Annotated in this window: 11 protein-coding genes; 5 read left to right on the forward strand and 6 right to left on the reverse strand. The window is 72.2% G+C overall.

The annotated features are described in order from the left end of the window. The 3 genes from ACE3O1_RS02230 to ACE3O1_RS02240 are packed head-to-tail and all read left to right on the forward strand — an operon-like array spanning position 1 to position 1,537. Positions 1–333 (forward strand): lycopene cyclase domain-containing protein, encoded by a 333-nt coding sequence (locus tag ACE3O1_RS02230; protein ID WP_374311986.1) that lies wholly within the window; start codon positions 1–3, stop codon positions 331–333. Beyond that, positions 330–647 (forward strand): lycopene cyclase domain-containing protein, encoded by a 318-nt coding sequence (locus tag ACE3O1_RS02235; RefSeq protein WP_374311988.1) that lies wholly within the window; start codon positions 330–332, stop codon positions 645–647. Before ACE3O1_RS02230 ends, ACE3O1_RS02235 begins: the two co-directional genes overlap by 4 nt. Continuing rightward, the gene (locus ACE3O1_RS02240) at positions 644–1,537 is read left to right on the forward strand and encodes a prenyltransferase (protein WP_374311990.1); all 894 of its coding nucleotides are present in this window, start codon (positions 644–646) and stop codon (positions 1,535–1,537) included. The genes ACE3O1_RS02235 and ACE3O1_RS02240 overlap by 4 nt, the downstream gene beginning before the upstream one ends. 42 nt (positions 1,538–1,579) lie before the next feature. On the opposite strand, the gene ACE3O1_RS02245 is transcribed toward ACE3O1_RS02240, so the two are convergent. Continuing rightward, positions 1,580–4,483 (reverse strand): UPF0182 family protein, encoded by a 2,904-nt coding sequence (locus ACE3O1_RS02245; protein WP_374311992.1) that lies wholly within the window; start codon positions 4,481–4,483, stop codon positions 1,580–1,582. Positions 4,484–4,562: 79 nt separating this feature from the next. Then, positions 4,563–5,690 carry a PDZ domain-containing protein gene (locus tag ACE3O1_RS02250; protein WP_374311994.1) on the reverse strand — a complete coding sequence of 376 codons (1,128 nt, stop codon included), beginning with the start codon at positions 5,688–5,690 and terminating at the stop codon, positions 4,563–4,565. Between the two features lie 125 nt (positions 5,691–5,815). Here ACE3O1_RS02250 and ACE3O1_RS02255 point away from each other — a divergent pair, with 125 nt between their 5' ends. Continuing rightward, positions 5,816–7,237: a zinc-dependent metalloprotease gene (locus ACE3O1_RS02255; RefSeq protein WP_374311996.1), complete on the forward strand. Its 1,422-nt coding sequence runs from the start codon at positions 5,816–5,818 to the stop codon at positions 7,235–7,237. A 758-nt stretch (positions 7,238–7,995) separates the two neighbouring features. Here ACE3O1_RS02255 and ACE3O1_RS02260 read toward each other — a convergent pair. Together ACE3O1_RS02260 and nudC are read right to left on the reverse strand one after the other, a co-directional pair. Further along, positions 7,996–9,762, reverse strand: coding sequence for an ATP-dependent helicase (locus ACE3O1_RS02260; RefSeq protein WP_374311998.1), 1,767 nt, complete (start codon positions 9,760–9,762; stop codon positions 7,996–7,998). After that, positions 9,759–10,673, reverse strand: a complete 915-nt coding sequence (gene nudC / locus ACE3O1_RS02265) for an NAD(+) diphosphatase (protein ID WP_374312000.1) — start codon at positions 10,671–10,673, stop codon at positions 9,759–9,761. Before nudC ends, ACE3O1_RS02260 begins: the two co-directional genes overlap by 4 nt. Positions 10,674–10,754: 81 nt before the next feature. Between nudC and ACE3O1_RS02270 the strand changes: the two genes are divergently transcribed. Further along, positions 10,755–12,083, forward strand: a complete 1,329-nt coding sequence (locus ACE3O1_RS02270; RefSeq protein WP_374312002.1) for a phosphotransferase — start codon at positions 10,755–10,757, stop codon at positions 12,081–12,083. 24 nt (positions 12,084–12,107) lie between these two features. Here ACE3O1_RS02270 and ACE3O1_RS02275 read toward each other — a convergent pair whose 3' ends face one another. Together ACE3O1_RS02275 and ACE3O1_RS02280 are read right to left on the reverse strand one after the other, a co-directional pair. Beyond that, entirely contained in the window at positions 12,108–15,431 is a 3,324-nt protein-coding gene (locus tag ACE3O1_RS02275; protein ID WP_374312004.1) for a UvrD-helicase domain-containing protein, read from the reverse strand. After that, on the reverse strand, positions 15,428–16,005 hold a 578-nt coding region (locus ACE3O1_RS02280; protein ID WP_374312006.1), incomplete at its 5' end, for a RecB family exonuclease. The genes ACE3O1_RS02280 and ACE3O1_RS02275, both read right to left, overlap by 4 nt.

The raw sequence follows: 16,005 nt of genomic DNA on the forward strand, positions 1-16,005 counted from the left end.
GTGCCGGGTCTCTACCTCGCCGCGATCCTGCTGTCCGCCGTCGGAGTCGCCCTGCTCGACCGCCGGTGGCGTCTCGCGGCCTGGGCGTCCCCCGGGCGCGCCGCGGCCGCGGTCGCGATCGGCACGGTCTTCTTCCTCGCGTGGGACGCCGTGGGGATCGCGACGGGCGTGTTCGTCAAGGGCGACAGCGCTCTCCTGCTCGGCGTCGACCTCGCGCCGCACCTGCCGCTCGAGGAGCCCTTCTTCCTGGCGTTCCTGTCGTATCTCGCCCTGGTCGCGTGGGGAGCCGCTCGACTCCTCCTGAGCCGCCCGCGGAAGGCGGATGCCCCGTGACCTACGCTCTCATCGTGGTGCCTTTCGCCCTGCTGACCCTGATCGTGGTCCTCGCGACGGTGCGCCGCCCCCGTTTCGGGCCGCGCATGGCGGCCTCGGGCATCGCTGCCGGCGTGCTCGTCATTCTCACCGCGGTCTTCGACAACGTCATGATCGCGGCGGGCCTGTTCACCTACCCTTCGGAGCACCTCAGCGGACTGCGCGTCGGCCTGGCACCCGTCGAGGACTTCTCCTACGCGGTGTGCGCGGCCTTCCTCGTGCCCGCGGTGTTCGTGCTGCTGACGCCGCGCGCGGCGACGGACGCGACCGCATGACCGCCACCCCGCCCCTCCGCGCAGGCGCGGTGACGCGGCAGCTGCTGCTGTCCTCGCGCCCGGTGAGCTGGATCAACACCGCCTACCCCTTCGCGGCGGCGTACGTGATGACGGTGCGGGAGATCGACGCGACCCTCATCGTCGGCACGCTCTTCTTCCTCATCCCGTACAACCTCGCGATGTACGGCATCAACGACGTCTTCGACTACGAGTCCGACCTGCGCAATCCGCGCAAGGGCGGCGCGCACGGGGCGGTGCTCGACCGCCGGCTGCACGCCGTGACGCTGTGGGCGGCCGGGATCTCGTGCGCGCCCTTCGTGGTGTACCTCGCGATCGTCGGCTCGCCGGCGTCGTGGGCGGTCCTGGCGGCGAGCCTGTTCTTCGTCGTGTTCTACAGCGCGCCGCCGCTGCGGCTGAAGGAGGTGCCGTTCGCAGACTCGGTGACCAGCAGCATCCACTTCTTCTCTCCCGCCGTCTACGGGCTCGTGCTGGCCGGCGCGGACTGGACGTGGCAGCTGGCCGCCGTCATCGCCGCCTTCGCGCTGTGGGGCGTCGCATCGCACGCCTTCGGCGCGGTGCAGGATGTCGCGGCGGACCGGGAAGCGGGGATCGCGTCGATCGCGACGGCGCGCGGCGCCCGCTGGACGGTGCGCTTCGCCCTGGCCTGCTACGCGGCGGCGGGGCTCGTCATGCTCACGACCGCCTGGCCGGGCCCCCTCGCGGCTCTCGTGGCCATCCCCTACCTGCTGACGGTGTGGCCGTTCCGCGACATCACCGACGAGACGGCCGTCACCGCGACCCGCGGGTGGGACCGATTCCTGTGGCTCAACCAGCTCGCCGGCTTCCTGGTGACCCTGCTGCTGATCTGGTACTGGTTCCTCACGAGCTGATCCCGGCCCCTCGGAAGGGACCGGGATCACGCGTCACCTGGATTACTCTCCCTGGGTGCCCAGCTCGATGAGCTTCTCGACCGCCGCAGTCAGGCGCTCGTCGGCCTCCGCGAACGCGGTCAGGTCGCCGGCCTGCAATGCGGCGTCGCGCTCGATCATCGCCTCCTGCGCGTCCTCGAGCGCCGCCTGGTACTCGTCGGACGGAACCGTCGGCTCACCGCCGGGATCGGTCGGCTCCGGAGTCGGTGTCGGACCCGGTGTCGGCTCCACGTCGTCGTCGCCTGCGCTCGCACCGGAGTCCCCGCCGAACAGCGTGTCGAGCGCCTCGTTCAGGGTGTCTTCGAACGCGATGTCGTCACCGAACGCGACGAGCACCTTCTGCAGCTTCGGCAGCTTGGTCGCACCCGACGACTGCACGAACACCGGCTGGACGTAGAGCAGGCCACCGCCGACGGGGAGCGTCAGCAGGTTGCCGTTCTGCACCTCGGACTGCCCCTGCTTCAGCAGGTTGATCTGCGAGGAGACCTGCTGATCCGAGTTGAACGTGTTCTGCACCTGCCCTGGACCGGGAACCGTCGTGTCGGCGTCGATCACCAGCATCCGCAGCTTGCCGTAGTCCTCGCGTCTCTCGCCCGCTTCACTGCCCGCGTTGGAGTCCACCGCGAGGTAGCCCATCAGCACGTTGCGCGCGTTGCCCGTCGTCGAGGACGGGATGAACGACGTGAACATCGAATACGTCGGGGAATCCTGACCGGGCATCTGCATCGTCAGGTAGTACGGCGGCTGCAGCTGCGTGTCGGCCTGGGGGTCGTTCGGCGTCTGCCAGCGGTTGTCGCTCTGGTAGAACGAGTTGGCGTCGTCGACGTGGTAGACGCCCAGCACCGTGCGCTGCACCTTGAACAGATCCGTCGGATACCGCACGTGGCTCATGAGCTCGCCGGACATCTCGCTGATCGGCAGCACGGTCGAGGGGTACACGTTCTGCCAGGCCTCCAGCAGCGGGTCCTCCTCGTCCCACGCGTAGAGCTTGACCGAGCCGTCGTAGGCGTCGACCGTGGCCTTCACGGAGTTGCGGATGTAGTTGATGTCGTCCAGCGCGAACCGCGGCGCAGGGTTGCTCGAGTCCGAGATCGCCGAGGCGAGGCTCACCGTCGAGGAGTAGGGGTAGTTGGCGCTCAGCGTGTAGCCGTCGATGATCCACACCACGCGGCCATCCACGACGCTCGGGTACGGGTCGCTGTCGAGCGTGAGGTAGGGCGCGACCTTCTGCACGCGGGCGCTCGGGTCGCGGTCGTAGAGGATCTGCGAGTCCTCGTTCACGTAGTCCGAGAAGAGGATCTGCTCGGCCTGGAACTTCAGCGCGTAGATCAGGCGGTTGAACACGCTCCCGAGGCTCGGCCCGCCGTCGCCTTCGAAGGTCGTCTTCGTCTCGCCGCCGGAGTCGCCGCCCACCGGGTAGTCCAGCTCGACCGGGTCGGTGCCCTCGGGCGCGCCCACGATCGAGTACGTCGGCGAGTACTCGCCGAAGTAGACGCGCGGCTGGAAGTCCTCCTCCTCCGACAGGAAGCCGGAGGCGGGGATGCCGCGTTCGAGGAAGACGGGATCGCCGTCGCCGGTGCGGTCGTTGCCCTTGGCCACGACCAGGCCGTAGCCGTGCGTGTAGACGACCGCGGTGTTCTGCCAGTCGGCCGCGGCGCCGAGCTCGTCGAGGTCCAGCTCGCGCACCGACACCACCGTGTCCTGCGAGACGCCGTCGATGTCGTAGCGGTCGACATCGAGCGGATCGGCGAACTGGTAGTACCCGCGGAACTGCTCGAGCTGGCGCACGTTGGGCGAGATGATCGCCGGATCCATGATGCGCACCTGGGCGGTCGTGGCCGCGTCCTCGCGCAGCTGGCCGGCCTCGGCATCCGTCACCGCCTGGAAGTCCTGCTTGTCGAGTCCGGCGATGCCGTACGCCTCGTGGGTCATGTCGACGTTGCGCTGATAGTAGGGCTGCTCGAGCGCGAAGCGGTTCGGCTGCACCTGGAACGTGTTGACGACCCAGGGGTAGCCGATGCCGAGGACGATCGCCGAGACCACCAGGAGCGCCGTGCCGATGAGCGGGAACCGCCAGCGGCCGATGACCGCCGTGACGAAGAACAGCAGCGCGACGAACACGGCGGCGATCGCGAGGATCGTCTGGCCGGGGATGATCGCGTTGACGCCGGTGTAGCCCGGACCGGTGATGCGGTCTCCCGGCTCCACGAGGGTCTTGTAGCGGTCCAGCCACAGGCTCGCGCCCTGCACGAGCAGATAGAGCCCGGCGATGACGGCGAGCTGGATGCGCGCGGCCTTCGAGATGCGCAGCTCGCGCTGGCCGATGCGGACGGACCCGTAGAGGTAGGCCACCAGCGCCGTGACGAGCAGGCACACCAGCAGCACCGCCGACAGGAAGCCCACCAGCGCGCTGTAGAAGGGCATCGCGAAGAGGTAGAAGCCGGTGTCGAGCCCGAACTCGGGGTCGGTGACGGTGGTGGTCACTCCGTTGAACCACAGCCAGGTGGTCTCCCACTGGGCCGATGCCGCGAAGCCGGCGAAGAAGCCGAAGAAGATCGGGATGCCCCACATGGCGAGGCGACGCAGCGGCTCGACGACCTCCTGGTAGCGGTCCAGCTGCGAGCTCAGGCGCGCATAGACCGGTCGCAGCCGGTAAGCCAGCTGGATCGCCAGCCACACCGGAACCGCCATGCCGAGGAATCCGACGACGAACATCACGACGCGCGCGATCCACTGCGTCAGCAGCACCGAGTCGAAGCCGAGCTGGTCGTACCAGAGGAAGTCGGCGTACAGGTTCGCGAACACGAAGAACGCGGCCACGAGGGCCGCGATGATCGCGAGCGAGATCGCAATGACGCGTCGGGAGCGAGAGGGTGTGGCCGGGGTCGGCGCAGCGGTCGTGGTCACCGTTCCATCCTAGGTGCGCGGTACTGAGCGCCCGCCGAGTCCGCCCTGGGCGAAATCCGCGAGAAATCGCGCCTCGGACTCATGCCGAGGCGGAGCACGTGGGGAGGGCGTCGACGTCGCCGCCGTCGCGCACGGCCTCGAGGGCGGCGAGGGCGTCGTCGAGCGTCTCGACGGCGAAGACCTGCAGCCCGTCGGGGACGTGGCCGACGACCTCGTCGCAGTTGGACTCGGGGGCCAGGAACCACTCGGCGCCGGCCTCCTGGGCGCCCCACAGCTTCTGGCGGATGCCGCCGATCGGGCCGACGGTCCCGTCCGCGGTGATCGTGCCGGTGCCGGCGACGTTCTCACCGCCGTTGAGCTCCTCGGGAGTGAGCGTGTCGATGATCCCGAGGGCGAACATCATTCCCGCGCTCGGGCCGCCGACGTTGTTGAGCTGGATCGAGACGTCGATCGGGAAGTCGTACTGCGTCATGAGCGTGATGCCGAGCAGCAGCGTCGTCTCGCCGTCGACCTCGGTCTCCTTCGGGGTGACCGGGACCGTCAGCTCCTCGCCGTCGCGCTCGATCACGAGCTCGACGGGGTCGCCGCCGCCCTCGTTGACGATCTCGCGGAGGGACGCGGCATCCATCACCTCCGCGCCGTCCGCCGAGAGGATGGCGTCGCCCTCGACGAGCACCCCGGCGGCGGCCGAATCCTCGACGAAGGAGTGCACCGTGAGCGTCGCGCCGACGTCGTAGCCGAGCTCGGTGAGGGCGGCGGCGGTCGCCTCCTGCTGCGAGTCGACCATCATCGCCGCGCTCTCGCTGTTGCGCTCCTCGGTGCTGGTCCCCTCGGGGAAGACGGCGTCGATGGGAAGGACCGCCCTCGTCGGATCGAACCACGCCAGCGCGAGCTCGAACCACGAGGGCGTCCGCTCGCGGTTGCCCACGACCTGCACCGTGAGGAGGTCCAGCGCGCCGTCGGTCGGATACGTCTGGGCCCCCGCGACCGAGATGAGAGGCACCTGCTCGCCCTCGGCCGACGCCGCGGTGCCGAGGGTGTTGTACACCGGACCCGGCCGCTGGATCACGTACGAGGTGGGCAGGAACGTGATGACCAGCAGCACGATCAGGGCGACGGCGAGGGCCCAGACGCCGACGAGCGCTCCGCGCGACATGCGTCGCCGTGGCGCGGGCGTGAGAGTGACGTTCTCGTCGAACAGGGCCACGCGGGACCTCTTTCTGCCGGTCGTTCGCGACCGGCGTAAGGCGTTCGGGGCTCTGCCGGGGAGTGCGATGGATGCTGCGACTAGCGTAGAGCGCACTCCCATGAACCGGCTGAAAGGCGGCAGAAGTGGCCGACGACGATCGCAGTCCCGAAGACGAGTTCCAAGAGCTGATCCGACAGCTCTTCGGCGGCGGCGCGGGCGACATCGATCCCGAGCAGCTCTCCCGTCTGTCCGGCATGAACATCGACCCGGCGATGATGCAGACCGTCATGCGCCATCTGCAGGGGGCGTTCGCGGGCGCCGACAGCGGCGGGATCTCCTGGGAGCTCGCGCAGCGCCAGGCCCTCCACATCGCCAACCAGGACGGTCTCGGAGTGACCACCGGCCAGCGCACCGACCTCGACCAGGCGTTCGCGCTCGCGGCGCTGTGGCTCGGCGAGGCGACGACCATCTCCGAGCTCGCGAGCCCTCCGAGGACGCTCACGCGCGGCGGCTGGGTCGAGGCGACGCTGCCGGTGTGGCAGCAGCTCGCGGAGCCCGTCGCGACGAGCATCGCCGACGCCCTCACCTCGGCGCTCAGCGAGCAGGCCCCCGACGACATGCAGGGCCTCGTGCAGGGGGCCGGACGCCTCATGCGCACGGTCGGCGGGTCGCTCTTCGCCTCGCAGCTCGGGCAGGTCGTCGGCAATCTCTCGAAGGAGGTCGTCAGCGGCGGCGACGTCGGCATCCCGCTCATGCCCGACGGCGAGGCCGCGATCCTCCCGCAGAACTTCGCCGACTTCGGGCGGGACCTCGAGGTGCCCGAGGACCAGCTCGCCCTCTACGTCGCCACGCGCGAACTGGCGCACGCCCGGCTCTTCCGCCACGCCCGCTGGCTGCGCCTGCACGTCATCTCGCAGATCACCGACTTCGCCCGCGGCGTGCACGTCGACACCGACGCGCTCGAGGAGCTCGCCTCCCGCTTCGATCCGTCCGAACCAGAGGAGCTGCGCCGCGCGCTCGAGAGCGGAGCGCTCCTGCCCGCGCGGTCCGAGGCGCAGGACGCCGCGCTCGCGCGCCTCGAGAACCTCCTCGCGACGATCGAGGGATGGGTCGAGGTCGTCACGGCCGATGCCACGTCGCGCCTCCCCTCCGCCGATCGCATCGCCGAGGCGGTCCGCCGGCGGCGTGCCGTGGGCGGTCCCGCGGAGCGTGCGCTGGGCTCGCTCGTGGGCCTCGAGCTCCGCCCGCGCCGCATGCGGGAGGCCGCGGCGATGTGGCGGGCGGTGACGGATGCTGTCGGCCCCGCCGCGCGGGATGCGCTGTGGGACTACCCCGACCTCATGCCGGGCGCCGACGACATCGACGACCCCGCGGCGCTCGTCGCGCGGCTGGAAGCACGTGCGCGGGGCGAGGAGCCGGCGCCGGACGAGTTCGACGACGCGCTCGCCAAGCTGCTCGCCGGTGACGCGCCCGACGACCGGACCGGGCCGGACGAGCCCGGCGACGAGCCCGGCCCGGACGAATCCGGCGAGGGCGGCGCGCCCGACGACCACCGACCGGTCTAGCCTCCTCCACAGCGCGGGCAGGCGGCACGGCAGCCCCGCGGTCGCTGTGGAGAACGGGAGAGAGCGCCGGGCCGCAGCCAAACTCTGTGTCATGCGCATCGACCCCGCACACCCGCCGCTGTGGCGATCCGCGACCTCTCTCCAGTTCGGGGTGGATGCGGTCGCGGTGGTGGCCGATCCCAGCGCGTGGCAGCAGCGGCTCGTGCGGGAGCTCGAGCACGGCCTTCCCGATGGGGCTGCCGTGCCGTTTGCGGTCGCCGCCGGGGCCTCCGCACGGTCCGCAGAGGCGTTTCTCGCCCTCATCGATCCGGCGATGGCCGACGCCCACGAGGGAGCCCCCGCCCTCGACCTCCAGGCGGCAGGGGCCGTGCCCGCCCCGCACCTCGACGTCGTGCGGGCGGCGCTGATCGCCGCCGGCTGCACGGTGCGTCCGGCTCATCCGTTCGACCCGCCGGGCGGCGGGCGCGCCGATGCCGCGCCCGTCGTCCTCGTGGCGCACCACGTCGTCCCACCGGGCTTCGCCGCCGCCCTCATGGCCGATGACCGTCCCCACCTGCCCATCGTGCTCTCCCCTGGCGGCGCCGAGATCGGCCCGCTCGTCACCCCGGGCGCCACGGCCTGCCTCGCGTGCCTCGCGGCCGCCCGTCGCGACGCCGATCCGGCGTGGCCGGCGCTCGCGGCTCAGCTCATCGGCCGCCCCGTCGACGATGTCGACGCGTCGGTGCTGTGGGAGGCCGGGATCGTGGCCGGCCGCATGCTCACGACGAGCGCGCGCCACCCGACTGAGGACCACGACCGGTCGCTGACCGTGCACGCCGGTTCGCTCCACCGTGACCTGAGGAGGCACCGACCGCACGAAGACTGCCGTTGCCGATCTCTCGCAGGAACCGCGACGGCTGCCGCTCCCGCACCCCTCGCGCCCACGACAGCGCGAGCGTACGCGCGGCCCGCGTGATGCCGACGTAGGCGAGTCGGCGCTCCTCGTCCACCTGCTCGAACGTGGTCGCATACGCGATCGGCAGCAGTCCTTCCGCCAGCCCCACGAGATGCACGTGATCCCACTCGAGCCCCTTCGCAGCGTGGATCGTCGCAAGGGTCACGGTGCGCAGAGCCGGCTCGTCGTGCGCCTTCGCACGCGCCGTCAGCTCGTCGGTGAAGGCTCGCAGGGTGGTGCCGGACGGAGCCTCCTCCGCGAGGCGCAGGAGCGCTGCGCGAAGCTCCCACGCGTCGCGCAGCGCCCCGCCTGCCTGCGGAGGCTCGTCGGTGAGACCGAGCGAGCGCAGCACGTCGCGCACCGTGTCGACGAATCCGCTCTCGATGGGAGCGACGGATGCCGCGCGCAGCGCCATGATCCCCTGCCGCACCTCGGGCAGGTCGAAGAACCGGCGCCCGCCGAGCACGGTCGATGCGATGCCGGCGTCCGCGAGTGCCCGCACGAGCTCCGCGGACTGGGCGTGCGAGCGGTACAGCACGGCGATCCGGCGGGGGTCGATGCCCGCGGCGATCTGCGCCGAGATGCGGTGCGCGACGCCGCGCGCCTCGGCCTCGTCGTCGTCGTAGGCCGTCACCGTCGGCACGTCGTCCGCCGCGCGCCGGTGCGGCTCGGCGACGAGGTGCAGCGCGCCGGGTCGATTGCGCATGAGCTCGTTCGCCACGGCGAGGACCGAGGCATCCGATCGGTAGTTCGTCTCGAGCCGCACCACGCGGGCGTCCTCGTGACGGGCCGCGAACTCCAGCAGGTAGCGTGCGTCGGCTCCCGCGAACGAGTAGATCGTCTGGCTCGCGTCTCCGACCACGCACAGGTCGCGCCGATCACCGAGCCAGAGCTCGAGGAGCCGGTGCTGGAGCGGGGAGACATCCTGGAACTCGTCCACCGTGAAGTGCCGGTACTGCTCGTGCACCGCGCGCGCGACGCGCGGCTCCGCCTCCAGCATGCCGGCGCAGGCGAGGAGCACATCCTCGAAGTCGAGCTGGCGGCGCTCGTCCTTGAGCTTCTCGTAGGCGCGCTGCAGGTCGACGACCCGCTCCACCGGCAACCGTCCGATGCCCTGGGGGCGAGCAGCCGCATACGCCTCGATGCCGAGCATCGACACCTTGCGCCACTCGATCCCGCTGGCGACGTCGCGCAGCGTCGCGGTGTCGGGATCCATGCCGATGCCGTCGGCGGCATGGGCGAGCAGACGCACTTTGTTGTCGACGATGCCCGGGGCGGTGTCGCCGGCGAGCGTCGGCCAGAAGTAGTTGAGCTGGGCCAGCGCCGCGGCGTGGAAGGTGCGGGCGGACACGCCGTCGACCCCCAGCGCGCGCAGCCGGCCCCGCATCTCACCCGCCGCCTTCGCCGTGAAGGTGACCGCCATCACGCGTCCGGGCGAGTACGCGCCGGTGTCGACGCCGTGCGCGATGCGGTGCGTGATGACCCGGGTCTTCCCGGTCCCCGCACCGGCGAGGACGGCGACGGGACCGCGCAGCGCCCGCACCGCTTCGAGCTGCTGTTCGTCCAGGCCCATGAGGGCGCGCCCGCTCACACGCGCCCCGCATGCCAGTCGCCGATGAGCCGGTGCGCGATCGACGCCGGCCCCGGAAGGCCGAGCTCGCTCGTCCCCGCCAGCCCCGCGCCGATCTCGTCACGGGTGAACCAGCGCACCGCCACGATCTCCTCGCCGTCGGGGCGCGCCGCGGCGTCGTCCGCCGCCGCCGCGAGGAATCCCACCATGAGGGATCTCGGGTACGGCCAGGCCTGGGATCCGCGGTATCGCACGTCGGTCACCTGCACGCCCGACTCCTCGGCGACCTCCCGGATCACCGCCGCCTCGAGCGACTCCCCGGCCTCGACGAAGCCGGCGAAGCACGAGAACCGGTTCTCGCCCCACAGCGCGTTGGAGCCGAGCAGGAGCCGGTCGGGGTCGTGCGCGCTGGTGATCGCGACGATCACCGCTGGATCGGTCCGCGGGAAGTGCTGCCGGCCGCAGGACGGACAGCGTCGCGACCAGCCGGCGTCGAGAAGCAGGGTGAGACCGCCGCACGCCGGACAGTGCGACTGCTCGCGCAGCCACCTGGCGAGGCTCAGCGCCTCGACGAACGCCGCGGCGTCGTGGCCACCGAGCGATCCTCCGACGGCACGCAGCCCGCCCCACCCCGCCGGGGCCGGGAGCGGCTCGGCGTCATCGGCATCCAGCACCGCCGCCAGGAGCGCCTGTCCCGATGCGCCCCGGCCGAGAAAGGCCCACTCCGCCTGCGCGGGCACATCACCGGGCGAGACCCAGTGCAGTGCGTCGTCCGACGCAAGCGGTGCGCGGTCGCCCGCGATCACGAGCACGCGGGTCGCGGCATCCACCCTCGTGGCATCCAGCAGACCCGTCGTCGCGCGCTCGTCGGCCGAGCGATCGAGGCCGGTGCCCGCCAGGGGCGGAAGCCTCGAGCTGTCGGGCGCCGTCATCGAGGATCTCCGCTTTCTCCGAGAGGACGAGCCAGGGCGTGGCGCGGGGGTGGACGAGCGACGCCGACCTACCCTGGGCACATGGCACGCTCACCCTTCACTCTAGCCGCGTCGGTCACGTCGGCTCTCCCCCGGGTCGGCGTCGTCGGAGTGGGCGCACTCACCGAGGGGATCGCGGGTCGCTACGACTCGGCGGTCGCCGAGCTGGACGACGGCCGCCGGGTCGTCGTGCGGGTGCCCGCCGACGCCGCCGTGCTGCCCGAGCTCGCCGCACAGGTGCGCGCGCTGCGTGCGCTCACGCCCGGCGTGCGCGGCCTCCTGCCCTTCCGCGCACCCGAGGTGCTCGGGGAAGCGGGCCTCGGCGACACGCGCGCGGTCGTGGTCGACTTCCTCCCCGGCTACCGCGTCGATCCCGCCCATCTGCCCGCCGGGCGGGGCGCGGCGACGTCGGTGGGTGCGGCACTGGCCGCCCTCCACTCCCTGCCCCTGTCGATCGTGCGCACCGAGGGCCTTCCGGTGCGCACTCCGCAGCAGGTGCGCACCGATGCCTCCCGCCTGCTCGACCGGGCGACGGCGACGAGGCGGGTTCCGGTCGCGCTCGCCGACCGGTGGCGTCGCGCCCTCGAGGCCGACGAGCTGTGGCGCTTCGAGTCGGCCGTCGTGCTCGGCGGCGCGGGAGCGGCATCCTTCCTCTTCGAGGACGTCCACGGCGCACCGTCCGTGACGGGACTGCTGGACTGGCACGGTCTGTCGGTGGGCGATCCGGCGACGGACCTGCAGTGGCTCGCGTCGGCGCCCGCCGCGGCCGACGACGTGTACGCCGCCTACGTGGCAGGAAGCAGCCGCGCGCCCGATGGCCGCGCCCGTGAGCGCGCCCGCCTCTACGCGGAGCTGGAGTTCGCGTCGTGGCTCGTCCACGGCCACGAGACCGGCCGTGCCGACGTGATCGACGACGCCGTGGGCCTCCTCGAGACGCTGGCGGCGGGTGTTGCCGACGAGGATCTCATCGCGGATGCCCCGCTCGACGTCGATGACGCGCTGGCGCTCCTCGACCGCATGCCCGAGGCATCGGCAGGCGCCGTGGACACCTCCATGCAGACCGACGCCTACGATCCCGAAGAGCTGTCGCAGTGGATGGCCGCGGACGCCGCGAGCCAGGACGACGCGACCCCGGGCGACGCGACCCGGGCCGACGTGGCCCAGGACACCGCGGCGATCGACCTGGTGGACCTCGAGACGTCGCCGATCGACCTCGCCGACGTCCGTGCCGCCAAGGAGGCGGAGCGGGCCGAGATCGCCGATCCGTCCGAGCGGAGCGGGTTCGGCGACGGTGGGCTGCACGACGGCGACGCCGTCGCGGAAGCCGAGCGCGCATCCGAGGCGGCACTGCGGCGCTGGCTGGCCGAGTAGCCCCGACCGAGCTGCCCCGACCGATCAGCCCCGCAGGATCACGTCCTCCGCCACGTAGTAGAGCGCGACGTCGATCTCGTCGAGCGGGACGCCGTTCTTGGCATGGTAGGCGCGGCGGTACAGCTCGAGCTGCAGCATCCGCTCCTCTCGCTCGGCGGGCGTGCGCGGCGCGGCCCCGGTCTTCCAGTCGACGATCTCGATGCGGTCACCGCGGTCGTGCCGGCGGTACACCGCGTCGAGTTTGCAGATGACGACGTGCGGGCGCCCGTCGAGGTCGGTGAGGGTGAAGTCGATCTCGGTCTCGACTTCGAGCGGGCGCAGCGGCGCCCACTCCGAGGCGAGGAACCGGGTGCGCAGCGCGTCGAGCGCCTCCGCGTCCTCGACCGACGAGGTCGTTCCCGGCACGTCGTCGTCGATCTCCCACAGTGCGTCGTCGATCGACCCGCCGATCCCCGGGCGCCCGGCGCGCTGCTCGACCCAGGCATGGAACAGCGTGCCCAGCCGGGTCTGCCGGAAGGGCCTCTCGGGGAGCGGGCGCGCGATCGCGGCGACTGTCCCGGCATAGTCGGAGACGAACTCCTTGTAGCGGGACGCCGCGATCCGCGTCGGGGCGGCGCGGTCCGGCGCCGCACGGCGCGCCGCGCGCTCGGCAAGGAGCAGTGCGACGTCCGGATCGGGCTCGCTGCGAGGAGCCGCGAGCGCGTCGGACGCGAGCGCCGCCGCCCGCTCGACGGCCGGCCGGCGGGCGCCGAGGGGGTCGATCGGCCACTGCAGCAGGCGCCGCTCGCCAAGATAGGGGTTCTCTCCCGCGTCGCCCTCGGCGAGCGGAACTCCGAGCGCCTCGGCGATCTCGCCGTAGAACACGCTGCGCTCACGCGGGCGCTTCGTGCCCGACCAGGTCGATCCGGTCAGCAGCAGGCGGTCACGCGCGCGGGTGACCGCGACGTACGCCAGGCGACGGTCCTCGTCGAGCTGGCGGGCCCGGTTGGCGGCGACGAAGTCGTCGAGTGCCGCCTTCAGCTCCTGCTGCGTCTGCGCCGACCGCCATGCGAGCGACGGCAGCCACGCCGAGTCGCCGCGGAAGGCGAAGGGGAGCACGCCGAAGCCCAGCCACGCCTTGGTGTCGCGGGGCGCGCTCGGAAGCTCGTCCTTCACCAGGCGCACCACCGCCACCGCGTCCCACTCGAGACCCTTCGATCCGTGGATCGTCAGCAGCTGCACGACGTCGTCCTCGGGCGGCTCGGTGCGCGGGGCGAACTCGTCGAGCTGCTCGGCGTGGTCGAGCCACGCCAGCAGGCTCGGGAGCGACCCGGACTCGTCGGCGGCGAGGAACGCGTGCAGCTCGTCCACGAAAGCGCGCAGCTGGGCGGAGGCGATGCGTGCGGGACCGCGCGCCTCGTTCGAGGCGAGCTCCACGTCGAGCCGCAGTTCGACCTCGATCAGCCGCACGAGTTCGGGGATCGGCATTCCCACCGCCTGACGCAGGCCCGCGAACACCGCCCCCGCCTCACGCAGTCGCACGCGGGCCTCGCCGGTGAACCCCGCCAGCCAGCCGTGGTCGGGTGCGTGGCGCAGCACGAAGTCCAGAGCGTCCACGAGCGAGCCGTCGTCGTCTCCCGCCCCGGAGCGGATCCGCTCGACGACCTCGGGCGAGAGCGGCTGCAGTGCCGCGTCGTGGCGCGCGATGCGGCGCGCGAGCGCCGCCAGCTCTCGCAGGTCGGGCAGCCCGATCGACCAGCGCGGCCCGGCCAGCAGGCGTATGAGCGCCGAACCGGCGCTCGGGTCGCTGACGACCCGCAGCGCGCTCACGACGTCGACCACTTCGGGCGTGGACAGCAGACCGCCGAGCCCCAGGATGCGGTGGGGAATGCCACGACGGCCGAGCGCGTCCCCGAAGCGCACCATGTGCTTCTTGCTGCGGAACAGGATCGCGCCGGTCGTCGTGAGCCCACTGCGCCGCCGCTCGGCTCGGACGGTCTCGAACCACGCCGCGACGCGGTCGGTCTCGGCGTCGAGGTCGGCCTCGAACGCGCACTCGACCACGCCCTCCGGCGCACTGGGACGGGCGCGCAGCTCCTGCACGGGGACGGCGGCGGATGCCGCGAGCGGCGCGAGCACCGCGTTCGCGGCGGTCAGCACGCCGGCGCTGTTGCGCCAGCTGGTCAGGAGCGCGTACCGGGCGCACTCCCCGTCGGGGGCGAACGCCCGGGGGAACCCGCCGAGGTTGCCGGCGCTGGCTCCTCGCCAGCCGTAGATGGCCTGGTGCGGATCGCCCACGGCCATCACGGCGGTGCCACCGAAGAGCGTCGCGAGCAGATCGGTCTGGACCACGGAGGTGTCCTGGTACTCGTCCAGGAGCACGACGCGGTACCGATCGCGGACCTCCTGCGCCACGGCGTCGTGGCTGCGCACGACCTCCAGCGCTCCCGCGACCTGATCGGAGAAGTCGAGCACGCCGATGCGGCGCTTCTCGGCCGCGTACGCCCGCGCGAGGTCGGCGAGCATCGCGAGCGCTCCGACCTTGTCGACGGCTTCGGCCACGTCCGCGTAGACGACCGTCCGCGCGTTCGTCGACGGAAGGTCACGCACGCGCGCGAAGGCCTCGGGGAAGGCCGCCAGGTCATCGAGGTCGACGAGGTTGTCCACCCCGTCGCGGGCGATCCGCAGAGCGCCGTCGATGATCGTGCGAACCGCCTCGCCGCGCACCTCGAGGCGGGGATCGTCCGAGGCGAATACGACGCGGCGCATCAGCAGCCACGCCGCGGACTCCGAGAGCACGGCGGCCTCGGCATCCCTCCCGATCCGCACGGCATGCTCGCGCACGATCTGGTCGGCGAAGCTGTTGTAGGTCGACACGGTCGGACGGTGAAGGAGCGCGTCGTCGTCGGCCTCCTGCGGCGCGGCACCGACCGCTCGGGCCAGCGCGTCCATCGCGTCGGCGCGAGCCCTCGCCACGGCCGCGCCCTCGGCGCCGGATCGCTCGAGCTCGCCGAACACACCGAGCAGGCCGTCGTCGTGCAGACGCGGCAGGGCCGCGAGGAGGCCGCGTCGCTCGAACTCCGCGAGGCGGGCCAGCCGCCGCTGGATGCGCTCGGCGAGCTCGCCGGCGGCCTTGCGGGTGAAGGTGAGCCCGAGGACCTCGTCGCGGCGGACCAGACCGTTGGCGACCAGCCACACCACGCGCGAGGCCATCGTCTCGGTCTTGCCACTGCCGGCGCCGGCGACCACGAGCGCAGGGCCGAGCGGCGCCTCGATGACCGCCGCCTGCTCGTCGGTGGGCGGGAACTGCCCGAGCGCCTCGGCGATGACCCGCGCCGAGAGCACCGCGGGAGGGGCGGAGACCGTCATGACCCGCTCACCGCGCCGATCGTGTGGATGCGGCACAGTCCGTAGGAGTGATCGTCGCGGCAGTGCTCCTCGTAGGGCGCGGCGAACGAGACTCCTCGCATCGTGGTGACCGCCGAGCGGATGCGGGCGAGGAAGGCCGCGCGGACCTCGTCGTCGAACGGCGGCTGCCAGGGCGTCGCATAGTCGGCACGGGTGGCCGTGGGCCGGAGCACGAGCAGCTTCGCGCCGCCGGCGGGATGCCCCACCGCATCGGGGATCGCGCCGGCCTCGAACGCGAGCTGGTAGGCGCCGAGCTGCGGATTGTCGACGACCTTCGCGTCGGTCTGCGGCTCGCGCTTGCCGGTCTTCAGGTCCATGATGACGACGGTGCCCTCGGGGGTGAGCTCGACCCGGTCGATGTAGCCCGACAGGATCGCGCCGTGCTCGAACGACTCCGCGTCCTCGAGCGGGATCGCGACCTCGAAGTGCGGCTCGGCGCCGATGAGCGCCCCGCCGGCGTCCTCGAACCGCCGCAGGTACAGGTGCAGCCGGCGCACGAGGTCGCGCGCGCGCGTCTTCTCGGCGCGCTCACGCC

Origin of the sequence: Microbacterium sp., assembly GCF_041909575.1 — a bacterium.
Classification (GTDB): domain Bacteria; phylum Actinomycetota; class Actinomycetes; order Actinomycetales; family Microbacteriaceae; genus Microbacterium.

Excerpts from the sequence above, each read along its gene's own strand:
- ACE3O1_RS02275 (WP_374312004.1), bottom strand. The coding sequence starts at position 15,431 with ATGACGGTCTCCGCCCCTCCCGCGGTGCTCTCGGCGCGGGTCATCGCC.
- ACE3O1_RS02270 (WP_374312002.1), top strand. The coding sequence starts at position 10,755 with ATGGCACGCTCACCCTTCACTCTAGCCGCGTCGGTCACGTCGGCTCTC.
- ACE3O1_RS02240 (WP_374311990.1), top strand. The coding sequence starts at position 644 with ATGACCGCCACCCCGCCCCTCCGCGCAGGCGCGGTGACGCGGCAGCTG.
- nudC (WP_374312000.1), bottom strand. The coding sequence starts at position 10,673 with ATGACGGCGCCCGACAGCTCGAGGCTTCCGCCCCTGGCGGGCACCGGC.